At 68.4% G+C, this 25,449-nt stretch carries 24 protein-coding genes; 14 read left to right on the top strand and 10 right to left on the bottom strand.

The genetic code is table 11. The annotated features are described in order from the left end of the window. Positions 1-5: 5 nt before the first annotated feature. The 6 genes from carB to pyrR all read right to left on the bottom strand — a co-directional run bounded on the left by carB (position 6) and on the right by pyrR (position 8,015). The gene (gene carB / locus ACH438_RS05370; RefSeq protein WP_397001494.1) at positions 6-3,311 is read right to left on the bottom strand and encodes a carbamoyl-phosphate synthase large subunit; all 3,306 of its coding nucleotides are present in this window, start codon (positions 3,309-3,311) and stop codon (positions 6-8) included. Then, a complete protein-coding gene (gene carA, locus ACH438_RS05365) occupies positions 3,311-4,429 on the bottom strand; it encodes a glutamine-hydrolyzing carbamoyl-phosphate synthase small subunit (protein WP_397001491.1) in 1,119 nt (372 codons plus the stop codon). The genes carB and carA overlap by 1 nt, the downstream gene beginning before the upstream one ends. Further along, positions 4,426-4,929 carry a transporter gene (locus ACH438_RS05360; RefSeq protein WP_397001489.1) on the bottom strand — a complete coding sequence of 168 codons (504 nt, stop codon included), beginning with the start codon at positions 4,927-4,929 and terminating at the stop codon, positions 4,426-4,428. The genes carA and ACH438_RS05360 overlap by 4 nt, the downstream gene beginning before the upstream one ends. Positions 4,930-5,051: 122 nt before the next feature. Further along, entirely contained in the window at positions 5,052-6,344 is a 1,293-nt protein-coding gene (locus ACH438_RS05355; protein ID WP_397001487.1) for a dihydroorotase, read from the bottom strand. A gap of 70 nt (positions 6,345-6,414) precedes the next feature. After that, entirely contained in the window at positions 6,415-7,380 is a 966-nt protein-coding gene (locus ACH438_RS05350) for an aspartate carbamoyltransferase catalytic subunit (protein WP_397001485.1), read from the bottom strand. Then, entirely contained in the window at positions 7,377-8,015 is a 639-nt protein-coding gene (pyrR, locus tag ACH438_RS05345) for a bifunctional pyr operon transcriptional regulator/uracil phosphoribosyltransferase PyrR (RefSeq protein ID WP_397001483.1), read from the bottom strand. Before pyrR ends, ACH438_RS05350 begins: the two co-directional genes overlap by 4 nt. Positions 8,016-8,211: 196 nt before the next feature. Here pyrR and ACH438_RS05340 point away from each other — a divergent pair, with 196 nt between their 5' ends. From ACH438_RS05340 to ACH438_RS05310, 7 genes are all read left to right on the top strand, one after another. Further along, positions 8,212-8,658 (top strand): MarR family winged helix-turn-helix transcriptional regulator, encoded by a 447-nt coding sequence (locus ACH438_RS05340; RefSeq protein WP_397001481.1) that lies wholly within the window; start codon positions 8,212-8,214, stop codon positions 8,656-8,658. Further along, entirely contained in the window at positions 8,655-10,064 is a 1,410-nt protein-coding gene (locus ACH438_RS05335; RefSeq protein WP_397001479.1) for an MFS transporter, read from the top strand. The genes ACH438_RS05340 and ACH438_RS05335 overlap by 4 nt, the downstream gene beginning before the upstream one ends. Continuing rightward, entirely contained in the window at positions 10,061-10,681 is a 621-nt protein-coding gene (locus ACH438_RS05330) for a YbhB/YbcL family Raf kinase inhibitor-like protein (RefSeq protein ID WP_397001477.1), read from the top strand. The genes ACH438_RS05335 and ACH438_RS05330 overlap by 4 nt, the downstream gene beginning before the upstream one ends. Before the next feature lie 96 nt (positions 10,682-10,777). Then, positions 10,778-11,836, top strand: coding sequence for a mechanosensitive ion channel family protein (locus ACH438_RS05325; protein WP_397001475.1), 1,059 nt, complete (start codon positions 10,778-10,780; stop codon positions 11,834-11,836). 24 nt (positions 11,837-11,860) lie between these two features. Then, positions 11,861-12,733: an alpha/beta fold hydrolase gene (locus ACH438_RS05320; protein ID WP_397001473.1), complete on the top strand. Its 873-nt coding sequence runs from the start codon at positions 11,861-11,863 to the stop codon at positions 12,731-12,733. 48 nt (positions 12,734-12,781) lie between these two features. Next, complete coding sequence (gene ligD / locus ACH438_RS05315) at positions 12,782-13,747, top strand: non-homologous end-joining DNA ligase (protein ID WP_397001471.1); 966 nt, start codon at positions 12,782-12,784, stop codon at positions 13,745-13,747. 77 nt (positions 13,748-13,824) lie between these two features. Then, positions 13,825-14,766, top strand: coding sequence for an alpha/beta fold hydrolase (locus ACH438_RS05310; RefSeq protein WP_397001469.1), 942 nt, complete (start codon positions 13,825-13,827; stop codon positions 14,764-14,766). 22 nt (positions 14,767-14,788) lie between these two features. Here ACH438_RS05310 and ACH438_RS05305 read toward each other — a convergent pair whose 3' ends face one another. Next, on the bottom strand, positions 14,789-15,901 hold the full coding sequence (locus ACH438_RS05305; RefSeq protein WP_397001467.1) for an FAD-dependent oxidoreductase: 1,113 nt from the start codon (positions 15,899-15,901) through the stop codon (positions 14,789-14,791). Between the two features lie 109 nt (positions 15,902-16,010). Here ACH438_RS05305 and ACH438_RS05300 point away from each other — a divergent pair, with 109 nt between their 5' ends. From ACH438_RS05300 to ACH438_RS05290, 3 genes are all read left to right on the top strand, one after another. Further along, a complete protein-coding gene (locus ACH438_RS05300; protein WP_397001465.1) occupies positions 16,011-16,913 on the top strand; it encodes a LysR family transcriptional regulator in 903 nt (300 codons plus the stop codon). Then, complete coding sequence (locus ACH438_RS05295; RefSeq protein WP_397001463.1) at positions 16,910-17,362, top strand: SRPBCC domain-containing protein; 453 nt, start codon at positions 16,910-16,912, stop codon at positions 17,360-17,362. Before ACH438_RS05300 ends, ACH438_RS05295 begins: the two co-directional genes overlap by 4 nt. An 84-nt stretch (positions 17,363-17,446) precedes the next feature. Then, positions 17,447-18,073 carry an alpha-ketoglutarate-dependent dioxygenase AlkB gene (locus tag ACH438_RS05290; protein ID WP_397001461.1) on the top strand — a complete coding sequence of 209 codons (627 nt, stop codon included), beginning with the start codon at positions 17,447-17,449 and terminating at the stop codon, positions 18,071-18,073. A gap of 82 nt (positions 18,074-18,155) precedes the next feature. Here the strand turns inward: ACH438_RS05290 and ACH438_RS05285 are convergent, their stop codons facing one another. Both ACH438_RS05285 and ACH438_RS05280 read right to left on the bottom strand, forming a co-directional pair. After that, positions 18,156-19,388 carry an FAD-dependent oxidoreductase gene (locus ACH438_RS05285; protein ID WP_397001459.1) on the bottom strand — a complete coding sequence of 411 codons (1,233 nt, stop codon included), beginning with the start codon at positions 19,386-19,388 and terminating at the stop codon, positions 18,156-18,158. 82 nt (positions 19,389-19,470) lie between these two features. Then, the gene (locus ACH438_RS05280; protein ID WP_397002292.1) at positions 19,471-19,986 is read right to left on the bottom strand and encodes a DUF4334 domain-containing protein; all 516 of its coding nucleotides are present in this window, start codon (positions 19,984-19,986) and stop codon (positions 19,471-19,473) included. 326 nt (positions 19,987-20,312) lie between these two features. Here ACH438_RS05280 and ACH438_RS05275 point away from each other — a divergent pair, with 326 nt between their 5' ends. From ACH438_RS05275 to ACH438_RS05260, 4 genes are read left to right on the top strand one after another with little or no spacing between them, the layout of a single operon-like run. Then, a complete protein-coding gene (locus tag ACH438_RS05275; protein WP_397001457.1) occupies positions 20,313-21,323 on the top strand; it encodes a hypothetical protein in 1,011 nt (336 codons plus the stop codon). A 5-nt stretch (positions 21,324-21,328) separates the two neighbouring features. Next, positions 21,329-22,318, top strand: coding sequence for a hypothetical protein (locus tag ACH438_RS05270; RefSeq protein WP_397001455.1), 990 nt, complete (start codon positions 21,329-21,331; stop codon positions 22,316-22,318). A gap of 56 nt (positions 22,319-22,374) precedes the next feature. After that, on the top strand, positions 22,375-23,628 hold the full coding sequence (locus ACH438_RS05265; RefSeq protein ID WP_397001453.1) for an adenylosuccinate synthetase: 1,254 nt from the start codon (positions 22,375-22,377) through the stop codon (positions 23,626-23,628). Positions 23,629-23,638: 10 nt separating this feature from the next. Then, a complete protein-coding gene (locus ACH438_RS05260; RefSeq protein WP_397001451.1) occupies positions 23,639-24,271 on the top strand; it encodes an NUDIX domain-containing protein in 633 nt (210 codons plus the stop codon). A 134-nt stretch (positions 24,272-24,405) separates the two neighbouring features. On the opposite strand, the gene ACH438_RS05255 is transcribed toward ACH438_RS05260, so the two are convergent. Then, positions 24,406-25,341 (bottom strand): NADP-dependent oxidoreductase, encoded by a 936-nt coding sequence (locus ACH438_RS05255; RefSeq protein WP_397001449.1) that lies wholly within the window; start codon positions 25,339-25,341, stop codon positions 24,406-24,408. Between the last annotated feature and the right edge of the window lie 108 nt (positions 25,342-25,449).

Genomic DNA, 25,449 nt, shown 5'->3' with positions numbered 1-25,449 from the left:
CGGGCTCAGCCCCGCAGGGTGGCGTGGAGTTCCTGCAGGGACCGCACCCCGATGCCGCCGTTGATGGTGGCCTCGATGCCCTGCACGGCCGCGGCCGCGCCCTGCACGGTGGTGATGCACGGGATGTTCGCGCTCACCGCGGCGGTGCGGATCTCGTAGCCGTCCACGCGCGGGCCGTTGTTGCCGTACGGGGTGTTGAAGACGATGTCGACCTCGCCGTCCTTGATCATGTCCACGATGCTGGGCTGATCGGTCGCCTCGTCGGAGTGCTTGCGCACCTCCTCGCACGGAATCCCGTTGCGGCGCAGCATTTCCGCGGTGCCCTCGGTGGCCAGGATGCGGAAGCCGAGGTCGTGCAGGCGCTTCACCGGGAAGACCATGGCGCGCTTGTCGCGGTTGGCGATCGAGACGAAGGCGGCGCCCTCGGTCGGCAGCGAACCGTAGGAAGCGGTCTGGCTCTTGGCGAACGCGGTGCCGAAGTCGGCGTCGATGCCCATGACCTCACCGGTGGACTTCATCTCCGGCGAGAGCAGCGAGTCGATGCCGCTGCCGTCGGGCCGCTTGAAGCGGTGGAACGGCAGCACGGCCTCCTTGACCGCGACCGGAGCGTCCATCGGCACCGTGCCGCCGTCGCCCTCGGCCGGGAGCAGGCCCTCCTTGCGGAGTTCGGCGATGGTGGCGCCCAGCGCGATACGCGCCGCGGCCTTGGCCAGCGGCACCGCGGTGGCCTTGGACACGAACGGCACGGTGCGGCTGGCGCGCGGGTTGGCCTCGAGCACGTAGAGCACATCGTCCTTGAGCGCGTACTGCACGTTCAGCAGGCCCTTGACGCCGATGCCCTTGGCGAGCGCGGTGGTGGAGCGGCGCACGGCCTCGATATCGCTGCGGCCCAGGGTGATCGGGGGCAGGGCGCACGCCGAGTCGCCGGAGTGGATGCCGGCCTCCTCGATGTGTTCCATGACGCCGCCCAGGTAGACCTCGTCGCCGTCGCACAGGGCGTCGACGTCGATTTCGATGGCGTCTTCCAGGAACCGGTCGATGAGCACCGGCCGATCCGGGCTGATATCGGTGGCGCGGGAGATGTAGCCCTCGAGGGTCTGCTCGTCGTAGACGATCTCCATGCCGCGGCCGCCCAGCACGTAGGACGGGCGCACCAGCACCGGGTAGCCGATCTCGGCGGCGATCTTCTTGGCCGCCGGGAAGGTGGTCGCGGTGCCGTACTTCGGCGCCGGCAGACCCGCCGCGACCAGCACATCGCCGAATTCGGCGCGGTCCTCGGCCAGATCGATGGCCGCGGCCGAGGTGCCGACCACGGGCACGCCCGCATCGGTCAGCTTCTGCGCCAGGCCCAGCGGGGTCTGGCCGCCGAGCTGGCAGATGACGCCGACGACGGTGCCGGACTCGGTCTCCGCGTGGTAGACCTCGAGCACGTCCTCGAAGGTGAGCGGCTCGAAGTAGAGGCGATCGGCGGTGTCGTAGTCGGTGGAGACGGTCTCCGGATTGCAGTTGACCATGACGGTCTCGTAGCCCGCGTCCGAAAGCGTCTGCGCCGCATGCACACACGAGTAGTCGAACTCGATGCCCTGGCCGATGCGGTTCGGGCCCGAACCCAGGATGAGCACCTTCTCGCGCTCACGCTGCGGGGCCACCTCGGATTCGGCGGCGGGGTCCAGTTCGTAGGCGGAGTAGTGGTACGGAGTCTTGGCCTCGAACTCGGCGGCACAGGTGTCGACGGTCTTGAACACCGGGCGGATCTGCAGCCGGTGACGCAGCGCGCGCACGCCGTCCTCGCCCGCGAGTTCCGGTCGCAGCGCGGCGATCTGGCGATCGGAGAGACCGTAGTGCTTGGCGGTGCGCAGCAGCGGCTCATCCAGCACGGCGGCGTCCAGGATCTCCTGACGCAGGTCCACCAGCGCGGCGACCTCGGCCACGAACCACGGATCGATGCCCGAGGCCTTGGCGGTGTCCTCGATGCTCGCGCCCAGGCGCAGCGCGCGCTCCACCTGGTAGATGCGGCCTTCGGTCGGGGTGCGCAGATCCTCGAGGATCGCCTCGACGTCGGTCCAGTCGCCGTCGGGCTGGGTCCAGAAACCGGTGGCCTTGGTCTCCAGCGAGCGCAGCACCTTACCGAGGGCCTCGGAGAAGTTGCGGCCCATGGACATTGCCTCGCCGACCGACTTCATGGTGGTGGTCAGCGTCGGGTCGGCGCCCGGGAACTTCTCGAACGCGAACCGCGGGGCCTTCACGACCACGTAGTCCAGGGTCGGCTCGAAGCAGGCAGGGGTTTCCTTGGTGATGTCGTTGACGATCTCGTCCAAGGTGTAGCCGATGGCCAGCTTGGCGGCGATCTTGGCGATCGGGAAACCCGTTGCCTTGGAAGCCAAGGCGGACGACCGCGAGACGCGCGGGTTCATCTCGATCACGATGAGACGCCCGTCGGCCGGGTCCACCGCGAACTGGATATTGCAGCCGCCGGTGTCGACGCCGACCTCGCGCAGGATGGCGATGCCGAGATCGCGCATCTTCTGGTATTCGCGGTCGGTGAGGGTCATGGCCGGGGCGACGGTGACCGAGTCACCGGTGTGCACGCCCATCGGGTCCACGTTCTCGATCGAGCAGACGATGACCACATTGTCGTTGCGGTCGCGCATGAGCTCGAGCTCGAATTCCTTCCAGCCCAGGATGGATTCCTCGATGAGCACGTTCGCGGTCGGCGAGGCCGCGAGGCCGCCACCGGCGATGCGATCGAGGTCCTCGTGGTTGTAGGCCATGCCCGAGCCCAGGCCACCCATGGTGAAGGACGGCCGCACGACCACCGGGAAACCCAGCTCCGCAACGGTGTCGCGGACCTCGGCCATGGTGAAACAGACCTTGGAGCGCGCGGATTCGCCGCCGACCTTGGCGACGATGTCCTTGAACTTCTGGCGGTCCTCACCACGCTGGATGGCCTCGAAGTCGGCGCCGATCAGCTCGACGTTGTACTTCTCCAGGATGCCGTTCTCGTGCAGGGCGACAGCGCAATTGAGCGCGGTCTGCCCGCCCAGCGTCGCGAGAATCGCGTCCGGGCGCTCCTTGGCGATGACCTTCTCGACGAATTCCCAGGTGATCGGCTCGACATAGGTCGAGTCCGCGAACTCCGGGTCGGTCATGATGGTCGCCGGGTTGGAGTTCACCAGCGACACGCGCAGGCCCTCGGACCGCAGGACGCGACAGGCCTGGGTACCCGAGTAGTCGAACTCGCAAGCCTGGCCGATGACGATCGGGCCCGAGCCGATCACCAGGATGTGGTTCAGATCGGTGCGGCGTGGCATCAGGCTCCTTCCATCAGCATGGCGAAACGGTCGAACAGGTACGCGGCGTCATGGGGACCGGCCGCGGCCTCGGGGTGGTACTGCACGGAGAAGGCGCGGCCGTTCACCAGCTGCACGCCCTCGACGACACCGTCGTTGGCGCAGATATGGGAGACCTCGGCCTTGCCGAAGGGGGTGTCGAACACCTCGCCGCGCTCACCCTCGAGGGCGAACCCGTGGTTCTGCGCGGTGATCGAGATGCGGCCCGAATGATGCTCGATCACCGGCACATTGATGCCCCGGTGGCCGAACTTCATCTTGTAGGTGTTGCGGCCGAAGGCCCGGCCCAGGATCTGGTTGCCGAAGCAGATGCCGAACAGCGGGATGTTCTCCTGCAGCACACCCTGGGTCAGCGCGACCGCACCGTCCGCGGTGGCCGGGTCGCCCGGGCCGTTGGACAGGAACACGCCGTCCGGGTTCAGTTCCTTGATCTGGTCCAGGGTCACATTGGAGGGGACCACGTGCACCCGCATCCCGCGCTGCGCGAACATGCGCGGAGTGTTGGACTTGATACCGAGATCGACTGCGACAACGGTGAATCGGTGCTCGGTGTCGGGTTCGATGGTGTACATCGCATCGGTCGAGACCTCACCGGCCAGGTCGGCGCCCAGCATGGAGGGCTGACCGGTGACGCGGGCGAGGAGCTCCTCGTAGTCGGCGAGTTCCGCGCCGGAGAAGATGCCGGCCTTCATCGAGCCGCGGGTGCGCAGGTGCCGCACCAGCGCGCGGGTGTCGATGCCCGCGATGCCGACGATGCTCTGCTTCTCCAGCTCCGACTGCAGGCTGCGGTTGGCGCGCCAGTTCGAGACGCGGCGTGAAGGGTCGCGCACGGCGTAACCGGCGACCCAGATGCGGGAGGACTCGTCGTCCTCGTCGTTCCAGCCGGTATTGCCGATCTGCGGCGCGGTGGCCACCACGATCTGCCGGTCGTAGCTGGGGTCGGTGAGGGTCTCCTGGTAACCCGTCATCGCGGTGCAGAACACCGCCTCGCCCAACGTCTGCCCTTCGGCGCCGAAGGTCGTCCCGCGGAACACGCGGCCGTCCTCGAGCACCATCACTGCGGTATTACCGCTGCTCATGCCTCGTCTCCCGTCTTCGTCGTCTGTGTGCCGGTCCACGCCGGGTACACCGCCTTGTCGTCCCCCCGGAATCCGGTATCCACCTCGGTTCCGGTCGGCAGTGTCCAGCGAATTACCAGCACTCCATCCTGTGTCATCACTTTGCCCGCATGCCCACGCTCGGTGCGCACCGCGGTAATGGATTCCTGCGGAATCCAGATCGTGCCCGCGCCGTCCCGTTCGAGCAGGATGCCCCGCTCGAACCGGGTCATTTCGGCCGTGGCACGGAAACCCAAGTCGCCCACCGTGACTCGCTGAATCCAGCTCGGCGCGAGGGTGCTGCCGAGGTAGAGACCCGTGGTCGGCTCCAGCAGCTGGGCGCCGCAGTCGGCGGGCACCGAAGGCAGCTCGCCGATCGCGCCGGCCTGCTTCTTCGCTCGCTTGGTCCAGGCCCGGTACATGAGCCACAGGCACAAGGCGAACAGCACCACCAGCAGCAGCACTTGCAGCGTTCGCTCCATTACGGTCCTCCGTGTCCTTTCGGGGATGGGCGGAGGGCCTGCGTGGTTACGCAGGCCAGCGCTGAGTGGAGGAGCGACTCCTCCGGCCCTTGACCGCTCATCCCAGGGTTCCCCACCCGCCGCTAACCGGCGACGATCTTGCCGTCCAAGGCGGTGAGCCGGCCGCGCAGGAAGGTGGCGGTCACCTTCGCGGGCAGGGTCATCGACTGGTACGGAGTGTTGTGGGCGATCGAGGCGAGTTCCTTCGCCTGGACCGTCCATTCGGTATCCGGATCGATCAGCGCCAGATTGGCGGGCTCGCCGACCGCGAGCGGCCGGCCCTGATCCTCCAGGCCCACGATGCGCGCCGGGTTCTCGCTCATCACCTTGGCGACGCCGCGCCAATCCAGCGCACCCGTCCGCACCATGGTCTCGACGATGATCGACAGCGCGGTCTCCAGGCCCAGCATGCCGGGGCGGGCGGCCGCGAACTCGCAGCACTTGTCCTGCTCGGCGTGCGGGGCGTGATCGGTGGCGACACAGTCGATGACACCCTCGGCCAGGGCCTGCCGCAGCGCGACGACATCGGAGGCCTCGCGCAGCGGCGGATTCACCCGGTTCACCGCGTCGTAGGTCTCCAGGCGGGAGTCGTCGAGCAGCAGGTGGTGCGGGGTGACCTCGGCGGTGATCGAAATACCCTGGGCCTTGGCCCATTTCAGCAGTTCGACGGTGCCGGCGGTGGAAGCGTGGCAGATGTGCACGCGCGCACCGGCATCCCGCGCCAGCAGCGCGTCGCGGGCCACGATGGACTCCTCGGCGGCGCGCGGCCAGCCGGCCAGGCCCAGCCGGGCGGCGGTCGGGCCCTCGTGCGCCACGGCGCCCTCGGTGAGCCGCGGCTCCTCCGCGTGCTGGGCGATGAGCACGCCGAGCGAGTTCGCGTACTCCAGCGCGCGGCGCATGATCAGCGGGTCGTAGACGCACATGCCGTCGTCGGAGAACATGCGCACCGCGCCGACTCCGGCTGCCATGGTGCCCATTTCGGCGAGCTGCTTACCCTTCAGGCCGACCGTGACCGCACCCACCGGGTACACGTCGACGATGCCGACCTCCTGGCCGCGCCGCCACACGTGATCGGTGACCACGGCGGAATCGGCGACCGGGTTGGTGTTGGCCATGGCGAAGACCGCGGTGTACCCGCCGAGCGCGGCTGCGCTGGAACCGGATTCGATGGTCTCGGTATCCTCGCGGCCCGGCTCGCGCAGATGCGTGTGCAGGTCCACGAAGCCCGGCAGCAGGTATTGCCCGGCGCCGTCGACGATTTCGGCGTCATCGGCCGTCAGGCCCGCGCCGATCTCCCGGATCTCACCGTCGGCGAGCAGCACGTCGACCGGTTCGCCTTCGCCATAGAGAAGGACGTTCTTGATCAGGACGCTCATGCTGTCTCCTCTCCGCGCGAACGGGGGCCCTGCGCGGTTACGCAGGCTGCCTTCTTCGGGCCTGACCCGTTCACGCGACCACCTCATCCGTTCCCACCAGCAGGCGGAACAGCACCGCCATGCGCATGTGAACTCCGTTGTTGACCTGTTGCAGCACAGCCGCTTTGGGGGAATCGGCGACCGCCGACGCGATTTCCATGCCGCGCAGCATGGGGCCCGGATGCAGCACGACCGCGTGCTCGCCGAGCATGCCGAGGCGGCGCTCGCTCAGGCCGTAGTTGATCGAATATTCGCGCGCCGACGGGAAGAAGCCGCCGTTCATGCGTTCGGCCTGCACACGCAGCATCATGACCGCGTCCGCGCCCGGCAGTTCGGCGTCCAGGGAGTGCGAGACCCGCACCGGCCACTGCTCCACGCCGACCGGCAGCAGCGTGCGCGGCGCGACCAGCACGACCTCTGCGCCGAGAGTGCCGAGCAGGAAGGCATTCGAGCGCGCCACCCGGCTGTGCAGGATGTCGCCGACGATCAGCACCCGCTTGCCTTCCAGGTCGCCGAGGCGCTGACGCAGGGTCAGCGCGTCCAGCAGCGCCTGGGTGGGGTGCTCGTGGGTGCCGTCACCGGCATTGATGATCGCGGGCCCGGGACCGGCGTAACCGCCGGAGCTCTCGGTCATTTCGGCAAACCAGCGCGCGATCTGATGCGCCGCGCCGGAAGCCGGATGCCGCACGATGAGCGCGTCCGCGCCCGCCGCGTGCAGGGTGAGCGCGGTGTCGCGCAGCGATTCGCCCTTGGAGACAGAGGAACTCGACGCGCTCACATTGATGACGTCGGCGCTCATCCACTTGCCCGCCACCTCGAAGGAGACCCGGGTGCGGGTGGAGTTCTCGAAGAACACCGTCATGACCGTGCGCCCGCGCAGCGTCGGGAGTTTCTTGACCTCGCGCCCGAGCAGGGCCTGCTCGAAACGTTCGGCCTCGTCCAGCAAACCGGTGGCGGCGGCACGGTCCAGGTCGGTGACCGACAACAGATGCTTCACTGGTTGGCAGCCTCCTGACGCAGGTACACACCGTCGCGACCGTCGTGTTCGCGCAGCAGCACCGAGATGTCCTCGGTGCGCGAGGTGGGCACGTTCTTGCCGACGTAATCGGCGCGGATGGGGAGTTCGCGGTGACCGCGATCGATCAGCACCGCCAGCTGCACCGCACGCGGGCGGCCCAGATCGCGCAGCCCGTCCAGGGCCGAGCGCACGGTACGACCGGAGAAGAGCACATCGTCGACCAGCACCACCAGCGCGTCGTCGATCCCACCCTCGGGCACCGAGGTGCGTTCGAGGGGGCGATGCGGACGCGAGCGCAGGTCGTCGCGATAGAGGGTGATGTCGAGGGAGCCGAGCGCGGGGCGCACCCCGGAGAATTCCTCGATCCGGGACGCCAGCCTGGTGGCGAGGGTGGTGCCGCGCGTGGGAATGCCGATCAGCACCACGCGGGGGACTTCGGTATCGCCGGAATCGAGAGCGGTCTTCTCGATGATCTGATGCGCCATGCGCGCGATCGTCCGGCCGACATCCGAATCCGAGAGCAGCTCGCGACCGGCCTGAACCTGTTCAGGGTCGTGCCGCTGCGAGTATTCGGCAGCGCTCGACTTGGCCGCCCGGTCTTCGGGCACAGCCATGCCGACCTCCTTCCCCGCCTCACCGGACGGTCCGTTAAAGGATGTCTTTCGGGGAGCGAGCCTAGCAGCGTGCCAGCGAACGCCCGGCATCGGGGGCGGGCGTGTGAGCACCGCCACCAGCGCGCCAGGTGTGATCGACAGTAAAACTGCGCAATCTGGATTGTGCAATCTGGATTGTCGATCTACGGTTGAACACATGACCACTTCCCCCGGAACCCCCGCACCCTCGGCCCTGCAGGCCGCCCAGGGACTGCGCGTCCTCACCAGCCGGCTGCGGCGGCGGTTCCAGGAAGCCTCGGACAACAAGGAACTCACGCCCTCACAGCTCTCGACGATGAGCCGGCTGAAGCAGGGCGACGCCACCGCCAGCGAGCTCGCCGCGGCCGAACGGGTCCGCCCCCAGGCCGTCGCCACCCACCTCGCCGACCTCACCGAACGCGGATTCGTCGAACGCCGGCCCGATCCGGACGACGGGCGCCGGCAGATCGTCTCCCTCACCGCCGCGGGACGCGACTACATGACCGGACGCCGCGCCGCCGGCAACGAATGGCTGGCCCGCACCCTCGCGGAGAAATACACCGAGGACGAGCGGCAGACCGTCCTGGCGGCGCTGGCATTGCTGGAAAGACTGGGACAGGAATGACGTTCGCGCTCAGAAGAACCGATCACACGACAGCGGAATCCGAGGGGTTCGACCGGCGGCTGATGACGCCGATGATCCTCTCCTCGGTGCTCAACCCGGTGAACTCCTCGATCATCGCGGTCTCCCTGGTGCCCATCGGCATCGCCTTCGGGGCGCCGGCCTCGGAAACCGCCTGGCTGGTGTCGGCGCTGTACCTGGCCACCGCCATCGGGCAGCCCGTCGTCGGACGGCTCATCGACATCTTCGGGCCACGCAAGCTCTATCTCGCCGGGGCCGCGCTGACCGGTATCGCCGGGGTGATCGGCATGATCGCGCCCGCGCTGTGGGTGCTGGTCATCGCCCGGATCATTCTCGGATTCGGTACGTGCGCAGGCTATCCCGCGGCCATGTATCTGATCCGCAGCGAATCCGAGCGGACCGGGAAGGACAGTCCGGCCGGGGTGCTGACCGCGCTGGCGGTCGCCGGGCAGACCATCGTCGTCATCGGGCCCACACTGGGCGGGCTGCTGATTCACCTCGGCGGGTGGCGGGCCACCTTCGCCGTGAACATCCCGCTCGCGCTGGCCTGCTTGATCATCGGATGGCGGCGGCTGCCGAAAACCGCTGTGCCGCAGGGGCCGAAGACCGCCGGACTGGATCTGCCGGGCATCGGGCTCTTCGCCGCCATGCTGATCACACTGCTGCTGTTCCTGATGAATCCGCAGGTGTCGCACTGGTATCTGCCGGTCGTCATGATCGCGGCGGCCGCCGCACTGGTGTGCCGCGAATTGCACACGGAGGAGCCGTTTCTCGATGTGCGATTACTGGGCGGCAATCTGCCGCTGCTCGCCACCTATGTGCGTGCGCTGCTGACCTCCCTGGTCGGATACTGCTTCCTTTACGGCTTCACGCAATGGCTGGAGCAGGGTCGCGGGCTCAGCGCGGCCGGGGCGGGCATGATTCTGCTGCCCATGTCGATCACCGCGATCGGCGTCTCCGCACTCACGGGGCGGCGCAAGGAGATTCGCGGCAAGCTGCTGGTGGGCGGCGCGGCGCAGGTGCTGGCCGCAGCCGTGCTGCTGACCATGCACAGTGCCGTCGGTCTCTGGCTGCTGCTCGGCGCGGCACTGATCATGGGCATTCCGCAGGGGCTGAACAGCCTCGCGAACCAGAATGCGGTCTACTACCAGGCCGATCCGGCCCGCATCGGGTCCTCGGCGGGACTGTTGCGGACCTTCATCTACCTGGGGGCGATCGGGGCCGCGGCGGCGAGCGGTACATTTCTCTCACGCGATACCGGCGCGGCCGGGCTGCACGCATTGGCTTGGTTCATGCTCGCCGCCGCCGCACTGTTCCTCCTGCTCGCCCTGGTCGACCGCTCCCTCACCCGGACCGGCCGCACCGCCGAACCGAAGGAGGCTCGATGATCGTCCTGCGACGCGAATTCGCCCGCGACCGGCGCACTACCGCCCCGAAGCCGCGCACCACGGCATTGCGATTGGGCGGCGTGGTCCTGGCCGCCGTCGCCGGCCTCGGACTCGGTGCGGGCGCGGCGAACGCCACACCGCCGGAATCGCTTTCGGTCTCGAGCACCGCCATGCCGGACGGGTCGGCGATCACCAATGACCAGGTGGCGCAGCTGTGCGGCGGGCGGGACCTCTCCCCCGATCTGTCCTGGTCGGGTGCGCCCGCGGAAACCCGTAGTTATGCGGTGGTCATGTCCGATCCCGATGCCATCGGCGGGACGGTGTGGCACTGGGCCGCCTTCGACATCCCCGCCGGAACCACCTCGCTGCCAACGGGTTTGCCGTCGCACTCGCCGCTGGCCAAGCAGGCCGACGGTCAGTACGCGCTCGGGTACATGGGTCCGTGTGCGCCGCCCGGACGGCCGCACATCTACCACGTGGTGGTCTACGCACTGGATGTGCCGAGCCTGGGCCTGCCCGATGGCGTGGACAGTGTCACCGCGCGGGCCGCTATCGACCAGCACGCGCTGGCGACCGGCGAGATCGCGGCCCATTACGCCCTGCTCTCGCGCGGCTGACCGGTCTCCTTCAAGGGTCGGCTATCGCACAGCTATGATCCCGTCGAATGGTTTGCATGAGGTCCACCGCCATCTCTCGATGTGGAGGAATCTCGGATGAACAAACCGGTGATCTGGGCGATCGCCGCGGCGCTCGCCATCGCTGGCCCCTTCGTCGGCATCACCGCCCGCCGGCTGATCGATCGCTTCGCCGCCAAGACCTCGGCGCACACCCGTGCGGTGCATCGCATGACCTTCGGGCTGGCGCACGATCTCGCGGTGCCGGTGGCCTCCCTGGCGGGTCTCACGCTCGCGCTGGCGCTGCCCACGGGGCTGCCGGTCTCGCATACGACGGTGAAGCAGATGCTGGAAGCCGCACTGCTGCTGGCCATTACGTACGCGGTGGCGCGGCTGGCGGCCGAGGTGGTGACGACGGTGGCGCGGCGGGTCACCGGCATCTCGGGCTCGGTCACCTTGTTCTCCACCATCACTCGCATCATCGTGTTCGTGCTGGGTGTGCTCATCACCCTGCAGAGTGTGGGCATCCAGATCACGCCGCTGCTCGGCGCGCTGGGCATCGGTGCGCTGGCCATCGCGCTCGCCTTGGAGGGCACGCTGGCGAATCTCTTTGCGGGCGTGCACATCCTGGCGTCGAAGACGGTGCAGCCCGGTGACTTCGTGAAGCTCGATACCGGGGAGACGGGCTGGATCAGCGATGTGAACTGGCGGACCACCACCATCCAGGACATTCCGGGCAACTTCATCATCGTGCCCAATCGCAAGTTCGCCGACGCCATCCTCACCAACTTCCACCGCCCGGAGCAGGACATGGCGGTCACGGTCGAGGTGACCGCCGGATACGACAGCGACCTCGAACACGTCGAGACGGTCACCATGGATGTGGCGCGGCGGGTCATGAAGGAACTCGATGTGGGTTTCGCGGGCGCGGATCCGCGCGTGCGGTTCCACACCTTCGGCGAGTCCGGCATCGGATTCCGGGTCGTGCTGCGCACCCGGCAGTACGAGGACCAATACCTGTTGGTCAGCGAGTTCATCAAGGCGCTGCACCGCCGCTACCGGGAGGAAGGCATTGTCATCCCGTATCCGACGCGGGTGCTGTCGCTGCCCGATCACGATCCGCGGTTCCAGCTACTGACGAGTCTTCATACACCGTAAACCGACGTGTGCAATAGTGCGAAGGTGAGCAACGACGCCTACTCGACCGAGCCCGATCGGCTGACCTTCCATGGCTACGGCGGCCTCGCCCTCGCCGGAGACAGCTGGGGACCCCAGGACGGACCCCTGGTGGTCTTCCTGCACGGCGGCGGACAGAACCGGCACTCCTGGAAGGACTCCGGACTCGCCCTCGCCAAGGCCGGACTGCACGCGGTACTGCTCGACGCGCGCGGGCACGGCGACAGCGCCTGGGCGCCCGACGGCGACTACCGCCGCGAAGCCATGGTCGGCGACCTCATGGGCGTGCTCGAACAGCTCGGCAAACCCGCCATCCTGGTGGGCGCCAGCATGGGCGGGCTCACCAGCCTCATCGCCACCACGCATCCGCGGCACGACCTCATCACCGGACTCGTGCTCGTGGACGTGGTGCCGCGCACCGAACGCGCCGGCGTGCAGCGCGTACTCGACTTCCTCAGCAGCAGCCCCGAAGGCTTCGCCTCACTCGAAGAGGCCGCCGACGTGGTCGCCGCCTATCTCCCCCACCGCCGCCGGCCACGCAATCCCGAAGGGCTGCAACGGAATCTGCGGCAGCGCTCGGACGGCCGCTGGTACTGGCACTGGGATCCGGCCATGATGTCCGGCAAGGGCGAGGACATCGATCTGCACACCGCGGCGCTCGAGGACGCGGCCCGCCAGCTCACCATTCCGGTGCTGCTGGTCCGCGGCGCGCTCTCCGATGTGGTGAGCGAGGAGGGCGTGGCCGCCTTCCGGGCGCTGGTGCCGCAGGCCGAGTACGCGGAGATCAATTCGGCCGCGCACACCGCGGCCAGCGACGCCAATGACGAGTTCACCGATGTGGTCGTGGACTTCGTGCGGGCCCACGTCCAGGTGAAATGAGATCGCATTAGCGTGCCGGGCCGATGATCGCCCACTATCGTCGAACCCGTGGCCAGTAAGTCCGGTTCGCCCGCCATCGAATTGGCGGTCGGCGACCGCACCGTCCGCTTGTCCAGCCCCGACCGGGTGTACTTCCCCGAGAGCGGGGCAACCAAGCTCGACCTGGCGCAGTACTACCTCAGCGTCGGTGACGGCATAGTCAACGCCCTGCGGAATCGGCCGTGCATGATGCATCGCTTCCCCAAAGGCCTCGCCGGCGACAAGGTGCATCAGAAACGGCTGCCCGCGGGCGCACCCGACTGGGTGCCGACCGTGCGCGTGTTCTTCCCGCGCTACGGGCGGACGGCCGATGAACTCTGCGTCGCCGAACTCGCCGACGTCATCTGGGCGGTCCAGATGTCGACCGTCGAATTCCACCCGTGGAACTCCCGCGCCGCCGACACCGAACGCCCCGACGAGTGGCGCATCGACCTCGACCCCATGCCCGACTGCCCGTGGTCCCGAGTCCAGCGGGTCGCCGGCGTCGCCCACGAGGTACTCGACGAACTCGGCGCGGTCGGCTGGCCGAAAACGTCCGGCGGCAAGGGATTACACATCTACGTCCGCATCGCCCCGGAGTGGGGTTTCACCGACGTCCGCCGCGCCGCCCTGGCCTTCGCCAAGGAAGTCGAGCGCCGCGCCCCCGACGACGTCACCACCACCTGGTGGCGCAAGGACCGCGACCCGAAGCAACTCTTCGTCGACTACAACCAGAACGCCCGCGACCACACCATCGCTGCCGCCTACTCGGTCCGCGGCGTCCCCGAGGCCACCGTCTCCACCCCGATCCACTGGCACGAGATCCCCGACATCGACCCCCGCGACTTCACCATGAAGACGGTCCCGGCCCGCTACGCCGAACTCGGCGACCTCCACGCAGGCATCGACCGAGCGGTGTTCCGCATCGATCAACTCCTCGAATGGGCCGACCGCGACGGCGTCGTCGAACTCGACGACCCCGAAGAACAAGGCTGACCCTCCCCCTTGTGACGTGACTCTCGCACGTCGCTCAGGCATTGAGCTTTTTTGTGGTATGCCCATAACATCTTTTGTTGTACGTTCATATCATCAAAGACGATGAAGGGGAGGCCATGGCCAAGATCGGACGATGGAAGAGCGATGCGGCACGGGCGGCCTACATGGCGGCGTACGAGTCACTGAAGGAACTGTGGCCGGTCGAGACGCGCGCGCTCGATGTGCCGACGACATACGGCCCGACCCGCGTATATCGGAGCGGGGTCGGGAGCGCGACGCCGATGATTCTGCTGCATCCACTGGGCGGGAACGGGCTGTGCTGGTATCCGATCATCGAGCAATTGACGCGTGACCGGGTCGTGTACACGCTCGATACGATCGGCGCGCCGGGGCTGAGTGAGCAGACCGAACCCATCACGGCGGCAACCGATTACGGTATCTGGCTCGACGATGTGCTGGCCGGGCTCCGGCTCGACAAGGCTCACGTTCTCGGCTATTCCGAGGGCGCCTGGCGGGGCGCCATGGCGGGGGTGCACGGGTCGGCGCGCGTTGCGAGTCTGACACTGGTGGAACCTGGTGCGGGACTGGTGAAGCCGACTCTCGGATTCTTGCTGAAGGTGATGCGTTACGGCATGCGGCCCACCGACAAGAACATGCGGAAGGCCAGCGAATGGCTGACGCCGGGGCTGGAGGTGTCCGCGCAAGAACTGGCGTGTGCGAAGACCTCGCTCGGTTATCGGACCCGGACGCCCTGGCCGCAGCCGCTGAAAGACGAAGAGCTGCAGGCGATCAAGGCGCCCACATTGGTGATCTTCGGGGCGGAATCGGTTGTGACCGAGTTGGAGAAGGCCCGGGAACGCGTGGCGGCGCATGTCCGGCGCTCGGAGTTCGAGGTCTTTCCTGGGATCGGTCACGGGGTCCTGTATCAGAGCCCGCATCGGGAGAAGGTGCTGGCGCGGGTGGACGCCTTTGTGCGGCAGCACGATGCCGAGACATCGGCTGCCGCGTCCGGGCGGTAATTCCCCTCGAGGGCAAGGAGTTTCAGATGCCGACTTTGGGGCGCTCGGTGAGCATCCAGTGGCTGAAGGCGGCGTAGCGATGTGCGTATACGCCTGCGTCGCCGGCTTGTTCGACTTCGCGCGAGTGCTCATGAACGGTCCGATACCGCGGGAGTCGGTCGGATTCGTAGGCGCGCAAGGCCTCCGGGAGGGCGGCGTGCCCGGTGAGGGCGTGGGTCAGGACGCCGACGTCTTCGATGCCGAGGGTGCCGCCCGCGGCGATATGGGGCGAGAGGCCGTGGGCGGCATCGCCGATGAGGGCGACCCGGTCGGAGGTCCAGCGCGGGAGGGTGGGGACGAACATGATCTGGTTGTGCAGGATCGCGTCCTCGGGGGTCGCGTCGATCAGGTCCAGGAGGGCGTCGTTCCAGCCGTTGTCGTTGAGGAATCCGGCGACTTCTAGGGCCTGTTCACGCTTGGTGCCCGTCAGGGGCGGGCAGTCGAAGCGGTTCACCATCCACATGATGGTGTCGCCGTAGGTGCGGGTGAAGCCGCCGCGGCTGCGGTGATCGCCGACGGTCAGTATCGTGCCGGCGGCGGGCCCACTGCCCGCGGGAACCGTTGCGCGCCAGGCGTGGTGGCCGGTGTGTTCGTAGGCGTCGGTGCCGGGGAACAGGTGCTCGCGGACGCGGGAGTAGACGCCGTCGGCGCCGATCAGCAGGTCGGCTGTGGCCCGGGTGCCGTCGGCGAATTCGGCGGTGACCGAGTCCGCGGTCTCCTCGAAGCCGATGAGGCGGGCGCCCAGGCGGATCGATCCGCGGCCGACCGTGTCGGCGAGTAGTTCGTTGAGTTGCCTGCGGGGTACGAGCAGGAATTCGTGGTCGGCGTCGGCGTACGCGGGGTCGCGGTGCGGGGTGCCGGTGGTGTCGTAGAACCAGGTGGCGATCGGGGTGCCGAGGGCGTCGATCGCCGCGCCCAGGCCGGCGTCGTCCAGGACGTCCAGGGCATTGCGCCACAGGCCGATCGAGGCGCCGGCGGCCCGGATCTCCGGGGCCTGTTCGCAGACCAGTACGTGGACGCCCATCTGCGACAGCCGCACGGCCGTGGTGAGTCCGACGATGCCCGCGCCGGCGATGATCGCGCTTTCGATGACCATGATCTGCCTCCCTGCTGGGACCTGTCGGCCCGCTCCGCATTTCACGGTAGAAGCGCGAACACATGACTTCCAGTGCACTCTTGTTAATTGAAGAGTTACCGTGGTGCATGTGGACCTCAACCTGCTGGTAGCGCTGGATGCCCTGCTCGAGGAGAACAGCGTGGCCGCGGCGGCCGATCGGCTGCATCTGTCGCCGCCCGCCATGAGCCGGACCCTCGCCCGCATCCGCCGCGCCACCGGCGATGACATCCTCGTGCGCACCGGGCGCACCATGACGCCGACACCGCGCGCCCTGGAATTGCGGGAGGAGACCCGTGAGCTGGTGCGGCGGGCGACGGCGGTGCTCACTCCCGTCCGCACCCTGGATCTGGATCGGCTCGACCGCGTGTTCACGGTCCGCGCGAACGAGGTGCTCGTCAGCGCCCTCGCGCCGGCGCTGACCACGGCCGTCGCCGCGACCGCCCCGCAGGTGCGGATCAGCTTCCAGGCCGAGCAGTCCACCGATACCAGCGATCTGCAGCGCGGCCATACCGACCTGGAGGTCGGTTCCGGCCGTCCGGTGCGGCCCGAGATCGCCGCCGAGGCCCTCGGCACCGACCAGTTGGTAGCGGTTTTCCGCGCCGATCACCCGCTCGCTTCCGGTGACCTGACACCGCGGCGATTCGCCGACGCCACCCATGTGACCGTGTCGCGCCGGGGCCGCCTGCACGGTGTGCTCGACGACCTGCTCGCCGAGCAGGGCCTGCACCGGCGTGTACTCGCCTGTCTTCCAACCGCTTCCGCCGCGCTCGAACTCGCCGCGATCACCGATACGGTCGCGGTGGTACCGGCCCAGGCGTGTAAACCGCTATGGACACGAATGGCGTTGTGCGCGCGTCCATTACCGTTCGATCTCCCGGAACTTCCGGTGATCATGGCCTGGCATCACCGGTACGACACCGACCCGGCACACGCCTGGCTGCGCGATCATGTCCGCAAAGCGGTGCGCGCGGTCATAGAGTGCGAAAGGTGACTTCTGATTCGGAACTGGACCCCGCCGCGGTCGAGATCGGCCGCTTCTACCCGCAGTCGCCGGACGCCGTGTGGCAGGCCCTGACGGAACCGGATCTGATCGAGCAGTGGCTGCTCCTACGATCGATCGGGTTCGACGCCACGGTCGGAACACATTTCATTTTCCTGATCCCGCTCAAGCCGGCCGGTGAGATCGCCGGCGAGGTCCTGACCTCCCGGCCTGGTGAGCAGTTGACCATCACCTGGGTCGATATGCGCGCGGAGAAGCCGGCCCGCTGGGTCGTCGACTGGACCATCCAGCCGCAGGGCCGCGGCACGCGACTGCTGCTGACGCAGACCGGGTTCGACATCACCGACCGGCGCCAGAAGATGGCGCGCAATGCCATGGAACGTGGCTGGAAGACCACCTTGTCGAAACTCGGCGAGGTCCTGGAGAACGGCGAGTGGTGAGCTCGGCGACCGGGATCGGGGTCCGGGCACGCCGAAGATCACGACACTCGAACACACGTTCGATCTTGTGTTAGATTCGATCGCATGTCGACACCACTGCAGGGATCACTGCTCGACGGGTTCGGGGAGGCCACGGTCGGAGCGCTGGATCGAACGCGGCGCACCGAACTCGGCGACGGCGCCTGGGTGGACGTCCTCCCCGGCTGGCTGACCGGCGCGGGCGCACTGTTCGACCGGCTCGCGACCAGCGTCCCGTGGCGGGCGGACCGGCGGCCCATGTACGACCGGGTCGTGGACGTGCCGCGACTGCTGTCCTTCTACGAGCAGGGCCGCGAACTACCGGATCCCGTCCTGAACGAGGCGCGAGACGCATTGAGCGCGCACTACCGCGAGGAACTCGGGGAAGAGTTCACCACGGCCGGCCTCTGCTACTACCGCGACGGCAATGACAGCGTCGCCTGGCACGGCGACACCAGCGGCCGCGGCGCCACCCACGACACCATGGTCGCGATCGTGTCGGTCGGCGCCGCCCGCGCGCTACTACTACGACCGCGCGGCGGCGGGGCGAGCGTCCGCTATCCGCTGGGCCACGGCGACCTCATCGTCATGGGCGGATCGTGCCAGCGCACATGGGAACACGCGATCCCCAAGACCCGCCGCGCGGTCGGCCCCCGCATCAGCATCCAGTTCCGCCCCCGCGGCGTCCGCTGACCCACCCCCGCCCACGGCCGACACCGACCGCACTGGAAGCGAAACAGCTTGCAGCACAGCGGATCGGGCCGGTGCTTCGAATTCAGGGGCGGCGGGCGAACTCTGGGGCGTGTTCGGGGAGGATGCCGCGTGCGACCAGGAAGGGCGGGAGGCTGCGGAGTAGGGGGATGCGGCGGAAGATGCGGAGGCCGAGTGGGGCGGAGGGGGCGTTTGCGAGGTTCACGCTGCCGCGCAGGGCGGGGGCGATGACGCGGGTGTGGACGAGGCGCTGGAAGTCCTGGGTGACGATCGTGGGTACCATGCGGCGGCGCTGGACTCGGGCCAGGTCGGCGGTGGTCACCTGATGCGAAAGGAGTTTGGGGGCAAGGATTGTCGCCGTCGCGACCGCGTCCTGGACGGCGAGGTTGATGCCGACACCGCCGACCGGGGACATGGCGTGGGCGGCGTCGCCGATGCAGAGCAGGCCGTCGGCGTACCACTTGTCGAGGCGGTCCAGTTTGACGTCGAGCAGTTTCACGTCGTCCCAGCTGGGGATGGCATCGAGCCGATCGGCGAGCCACGGCACGGCTTCCGTCAGCGGATGCATGATCTCGGATACCGGCCGATGTTCGCGTAGCGCCGGATCGGCGCCCTTCTCGAGGAGGGTGGCAATCTGCCAGTAGTCGCCGCGATCCAGCATGATGGCGACCCGATCGGCGGTCAGCACCGGTACCGCACCCGCGGGATCGGTGGCGTGGCGCGGAATCCGGAACCACCACACATCGAAGGGCGTGGCCCAGCTGTGCGAGGCGAGCCCGGCCGCGGTGCGCAAGGTCGACGTGCGGCCGTCGCACGCCACCGTGAGATCGGCGCGGATCTCACCGGTCGTGCCGTCCTTGGTGCGGTACTGGACGCCGATGACCTTGCCGCGTTCCCGCAGCAGACCCGTGGCCTCGGTGTTCATCCGCAGATGGAAGGCCGGTTCGGCATCGCCGGCACGGGCGAGCAGGTCCAGCAGATCCCACTGCGGCACCATGGCGATGTACTTGAAGCGCCCCGGAATGTGGGTGAATCCGGCGATGTAGTGCATGCGCCCGCCGATCGGCGCCTGTACCGAATCCGTGCGTGTCTGCGGCAGTTTCGCGAAGTCCTCGAACAGCCCGAGTTCCACGAGCAGTTCCAGGGTGGTGGGGTGCACGGTGTCGCCGCGGAAGTCGCGCAGGAAGTCACCGTGTTTCTCCAGGACGGTGACGTCCACTCCGCCGCGGGACAGGAGCAGTCCCAGAATCATTCCGGCCGGACCCCCGCCGGCCACGAGACAGGTCGTACGTTCCATCGGGCACCTCCCGCGTCGACCCTACCCCTCACCCCGATGGTAGGCCGGATCCGCTTCCCCGACAGCGGCTTCCGGTCCGGGCCTACCGGTCCCGGTACAGTACGAAGAAGTACGGCTGGTCCATTCCGCGCAGGTCCATGACGCCCAGCAGGGTGTCCTCGTCGACGCGCCGGAAGATATCGATGATCGGCAGGTGATCGTAGATCATTGCGACACTGGACTTTCCGCGATATTCCAGCTCGCGCAGCCGGGCGCGCGGGGTGCGGGTCTCCAGCAGCGGCCGCAGGACGCCGAGCGAGCGCCGCACCGGTCGCAGGCTCGACACCGGCACCTTCCCCGCCAGGAACAGTGGCACGCGCCGCGGGTCGACCGGGAACACCGTGCCGTCCGGTCCGGAGAACAGCAGGGGTTGCACGCTGTCGGCGCTGTCGAACTGCTTTCCGTACCAGCCGGTTTCGACCAGCATGCCGTTCCAGGGATGCCCGGTACGGACCTCGGCACCACGCCACCGGCCGGTGGTGACCTCCGCGATCCGCACGGTCGGCAGTTCGTCGAACAGCTGCCACGCCCGGTCCGGTGTGGCGCCCTCCGCGAGCATGGCGTGCAGCCGCGCCGCCGCGTCCGTCACTCGATCACCAATCACAGCCCCAGCCTTTCGGTGAGATAAACCGATACCACTTCTCTCACCCTATCCCGGCGTGAGCGGTGCATCACAGCGGGGACAGCTTGACCTCGAGTGCGGTTGAGGGTCGACAGTGATCACCGAGGGCGGCGAACAGCGGCCCCGACCGAGGCCCCCGCCGATTCCGTACACCCCGGCGGGGGTCTTTCGCCGTCCGGCCACGAGCACACGTTTTGGTCTCATCGACAACAATTTCCCGAAATGGGTAGCGCTCGCAGTTTTAGTCACCTAGCCTAAAACTCATGACGACAGCGCGAGACGCCGCGGAGACCATCCGAACGGCACGACGACCGGAAGACCTGTTCGGCACCGCCGCAACGGATTCCGCCGCTCGCCAGGCCGCGCGTCGTCGATACCATCAGCTCGCCGCCCTCGTACATCCGGACCGCGCGAGCACCCCGGACACGGAGACCGCCTTCGCGCGCTTGGCCGAGCTGTACCGGCACTGGCTGGAACTCGACGGCGGCGACTTCGAAGTCGTCGGCGCCCTCGGCAGCTACCCCGTCGCAGCGCTGCACGCCCGCGGATCGGTCGCCGACATCCACCGCAGCGGCAGCGCCCACGTCGTGAAGATCCCGCGCCGAGCGGCAGCCAACCGGCTGCTCGCCGGGGAACGGAATGCCTTGCGGGACATCGCGATCGTCGCCGACGAGCACACGTGGCTGCGCCCCTACTTCCCGGAACTGATCGACACCGTCGATCACCGCGACCCCACCACCGGCGAACCGCGCACCATCAACATCCTCGGCGCGCTCACCACGGAATTCGTGACCCTCGAACAGGTGCGGGCCGCCCAGCCCGGCGGCCTAGATCCCCGCGACTACGCCTGGATGCACCGGCGACTGCTGCGCTGCCTGGCCGGAGCCCAGCTCGCCGGCTGGGTACACACCGCCATCACCCCCGAGAACGTGCTTATTCACCCCCGCCTGCACGGCGTGGTGCTGGCCGGCTGGTCGTTCGCGACCCGCCCCGGCACGCCGGCCGCCGCCACCCTGCGCCCGATCGACTACCCACCCGAGATCCGCGACGCGGTCTCCCCCGCCACCGACGTGTACCTCGCGCACCGCCTGCTGCTCACCATGCTCGGCGACCGCGCACCCGCGGCCATGCGCACCTTCGCCACCGGCTGCACCCAGGACGATTCCCGGCTCCGGCCCGTTGCGGCCGACCTGCTCGGCGAATTCGACGACCTCCTCGACCGGCTCTACGGACAGCGACGCTTCCGGCCGTTCGAACTCACGAAAGGACAGTGACAGCAATGGGATACGGAAACTGGGACGACAGCGCCTACGACGCCGCCCGCACCTTCCGCGCCGCCCGCGGCATGGACGACTTCGGCTACACCGCCGATATGCGCGCGGTGCCGTGGGATCAGTGGAAGGCGCACCCCACCCTCGACCCGCACGGCGTCACTCTGCGCGAATCGCGGGATTCCGCCGATCACGGGAACTCGCTGCCCATCGCGGTGCTCTTCGATGTCACCGGATCGATGGGCCGGGTGCCGCGCATCATGCAGGAGAAGCTCGCCAAGCTGCACGGACTGTTGCAGCGCAAGGGTTACGCGGACGATCCGCAGATCATGTTCGGCGCCATCGGCGACGCGGACAGCGACCGGGTTCCCCTGCAGGTCGGGCAGTTCGAATCCGACAATCGGATGGACGAGCAGCTGCGGCTGATCCTACTGGAAGGCGGCGGTGGCGGGCAGAAGTCCGAAAGCTATGAACTGGCCGCGTATTTCATGGCCCGGCACACCGCCACCGACGCGTGGGACAAGCGCGGGCAGAAGGGATACCTGTTCATCGTCGGCGACGAACTGAACAAGCCGCGCCTGCCCGCCCGCCACATTCGCACCGTCCTCGGCGACGATGTGACCGAGGATATCTCGGTTCCCTCGATCTACCGCGAGCTCGGCGACCGCTGGCACGTGCACTACGTGCTGCCGAATCAGTCCAGCTACTACGGGGATCCGGAGATCGCCGAGCACTGGCAGGAGCTGCTGGGTGAACGATTCCTGCGGCTCGACGATCCCGCCGCGGTGTGCGAGCTCATCGCACTGACCATCGGGATCGGCGAGGACCGCATCGATCTCGGGGCCGGGCTGGCCGACCTGCGCGATATCGGCTCGACAAGTGAGGCCGACGCGGTCGGCAAGGCGCTCGCACCCATCGGCGGCACCCGGCGCACCCGTAGCGGCGGTGCGCTGCCGGCCGCCACCACCGGGGACGACGACGTCGACTTCGTCCGATAGCCACTCGGACAGGGACACAACGGTTTTCGGCGACCGGAAAGCGAAGGGACACGGCAATGTTCGGCGACAATCATCTCATCGTGGTCGACCTCGGCTTCGGCGATGCGGGCAAGGGCGCCACCGTCGACTGGCTGTGCGCACCCGAGACCGGCCTGGACGTGGCCGCGGTGGTGCGGTTCAACGGCGGTGCGCAGGCGGCCCACAATGTGGTCGCCGGCGGGCGGCACCACACGTTCCAGCAGTTCGGATCCGGGACGCTCTCGGGTGTCCCGACCCTGCTGTCGCGGCACATGCTGGTCGAACCCATTGCCCTGGCCGCCGAGGCCCGCGCGCTCACCCGACTCGGGGTCACCGATCCGCTGGCCCTGCTGCACGTGGACGAGCGGGCCCTGCTGACCACCCCGATCCACGGGGCCGCCAACCGCTGCCGGGAGGATGCGAGGGGTACCTCCCGGCACGGTTCGTGCGGTATCGGGATCGGCGAGACCGCGCACTACGCACTCGATCACGACGCACCCCGCGTCGCCGACTGCCTGCGGCCGGATGTGCTGCGCCGCAAGCTGATCGCGCTGGAAGAGCACTACCGGCCGCTGCTGGCCGGCAGTGCGCACCGATACGATCCGGTCGATGCGCTCGTCGAGACGTACACCGCGTTCGCGGAGGCCGTCGCGATCCTGCCGGGCGATCAGCTCGCGGCGTTCGCCGATCGGGGCCGCCTGGTATTCGAAGGCGCGCAAGGGGTCCTACTCGACGAATGGCGTGGCCTGCACCCGTACACCACCTGGTCGACGGTCGAACCACGCAATGCCCGCGCCATGCTCGCCCGTATCGGCGCACCGGGTTACATCCTCGGCGTGACCCGCAGTTACATGACCCGTCACGGTGCGGGCCCGTTCCCCACCGAGGACGCCGGGTTGGCGATTCCGGAGCGGCACAACGGGACCGGGCGGTATCAGGGCGAGTTCCGGCGCGGCCACCTCGATCCCGTCCTGCTCCGCTACGCCATCGACGCCTGCGACGGCATAGACGGACTCGCGGTCAACCACCTCGATGCCCTCGGCGGCATCGGCACGGCCACGGGATATCTCACGGCGGACGGTTATGTCGATCGGCTGAAGTGTGGCGCCTGGCAGGCTCTCGGCCACCAGCAGCGGCTCACCGAGCTGCTCAGTGACGCCACGCCGGTGCTGAGCGAGCTGCCCGCCGATGTGCCCGGCTATCTGGAGGAGCGGCTCGAAGTGCCGGTCGTGGTCACGGCGCACGGGCCGGATCGGGCCGATCGCACGATCCGGGTCCCGGCTACGGCATGATTGTCCATTTGTGGAGCAACAATCCGCGGTATCCATCGATGTGATCACCCTGCGCTACGGGAGCGACGACGCCACCGTCACCGTCGGCATCGCGCCCCGGCGGTGGGCGCCGTTCGACGGTGAGCTCGCCCTGCCGGGCGTGCTGCTCCACCGCGGCGAACGCCTCGCCGACGCCGCCCGACGCGCCGTGCACACCAAACTCGGTGTGCCCGAACCCGCCATCACCGCCGTCGGCCAGGTCGCCACCTTCGACGAACCCAACCGCGACCCGCGCGGCCCCACCCTCTCCATCGCCATGTGGTCCGTCGTCACCGACCACGACACCGACACCGCCGACTGGCTCCCCTTCGACGACATCCCCCACCTGGCCTTCGACCACAATCAGATCGTCACCGCCGCCCGCACCCACCTGGCCGAAATCCTCTGGAAGGACCTCGCTTTCACCCGGGCCCTCACCGGCCCCCACTTCCCCGCCACCCGCGCGGTGGAGCTCACCGCCGCCCTGCACGGCGCCCGCCCCGATCCGGGCAATCTCAACCGCACCCTCGCCGCCCTCCCCGGCCTGGCGCGCACAGGGGAACGCCTCCGAGTGAAGGCCACCGGCCGCCCCGCCGCCATGTGGGCCTTCGCCGATTCCGAATAGCCACGCCGTCGCGGCCATCCGAACGTGATCACCGGATTGCCGCAGGCGGTCAAGAGATCCGGACCAAGTCGTCCCCGACCGCGGGACCCGCCGGGCAAAGTACCGGATCGCTCTCCGGATCGCTGCGTACCGGCTCAGGGCACCAGCACGACCCGGCCGCGCAGACCTCCCTCGTCGAAGCGGCGATGGGCTTCGGCGGCGTGGTCGAGCGGATACGTCTCGGCTACGCGGAGAGTCAGGGCGCCGGACTCGGCCAGGGTTGCGAGGCGGGCCAATTGGGGGCCGTCGGCGCGGATCCAGGTGTTGGTGACGCGGATTCCACGCAGCGGGCGGGGTTCCCCGCCGCCGACCAGGGCCACGAATGCGCCTTGCGAGCGGACGGCGTCGAGGGCTTCGGCGCCGAGGACGGCGGCATCGATCGCCGCGTCCACGCCGCCGGGGACCAGCGCGCGAACAGCCTCGCCGAGGCGCGCGCCGCGCGGGACGAAGAATTCGGCGCCCAGCTTGCGGACCAGCGGTTCGTCGGATTCCGCGGCCGTTGCCACGACCCGGATGCCTTGTGCCGCGGCCAATTCCACCGCGAATCCGCCCACCGCCCCCGCCGCGCCGGTGACCAGCAAGGTCCGGCCGGGCTCCAGGGCGAGGGTCTCCAGGGATTGGGTGGCGGTGAGGGCGTTGAGCGGCAGGGTCGAGGCTTCGATCGGTGAGATGCCCTGTGGTGCAGGGGCAATCGAGGTGGCATCGAGTACCACGAAATCGGCATGGGTGCCGAGCGGGACGTCGAGGCGGTCGGACAGGCCGATCACCTCGTCACCCACGGCGAATCCCGTGGTCCCGGGGCCGATTTCGTCGACGACACCCGCGACATCCCAGCCGATCCCGACCAGATCCCGGGTGGGCATGAGCCCGGCCTCGACCAGGATGCCCGATCGGGTGACCAGATCCGCCGGATTCACCGCGGCGGCGGCCACACGGATGCGGACCTGCCCCGGACCGGGCGCCGGCGTGGGTACCTCGGCGATCTCGAGTACCTCGGGTCCTCCGAACGAGCGAACGATGACGGCGCGCATGTGAAATCTCCTCTGCTGTACGGTTTTCCGTCTCGTCCACAAACCTACGGAGTGCTACTCTCTGTCGGGAAGTACGCACTCCGAGGTGCGTACCGCACGCAAGGGAGA

The sequence above is a fragment of the Nocardia sp. NPDC020380 genome (genome assembly GCF_044386975.1).
Taxonomy (GTDB): Bacteria; Actinomycetota; Actinomycetes; order Mycobacteriales; family Mycobacteriaceae; genus Nocardia.
The sequence above is the reverse complement of the archived record's forward strand: the minus strand, read 5'-3'. Positions and strand labels throughout refer to the sequence as shown.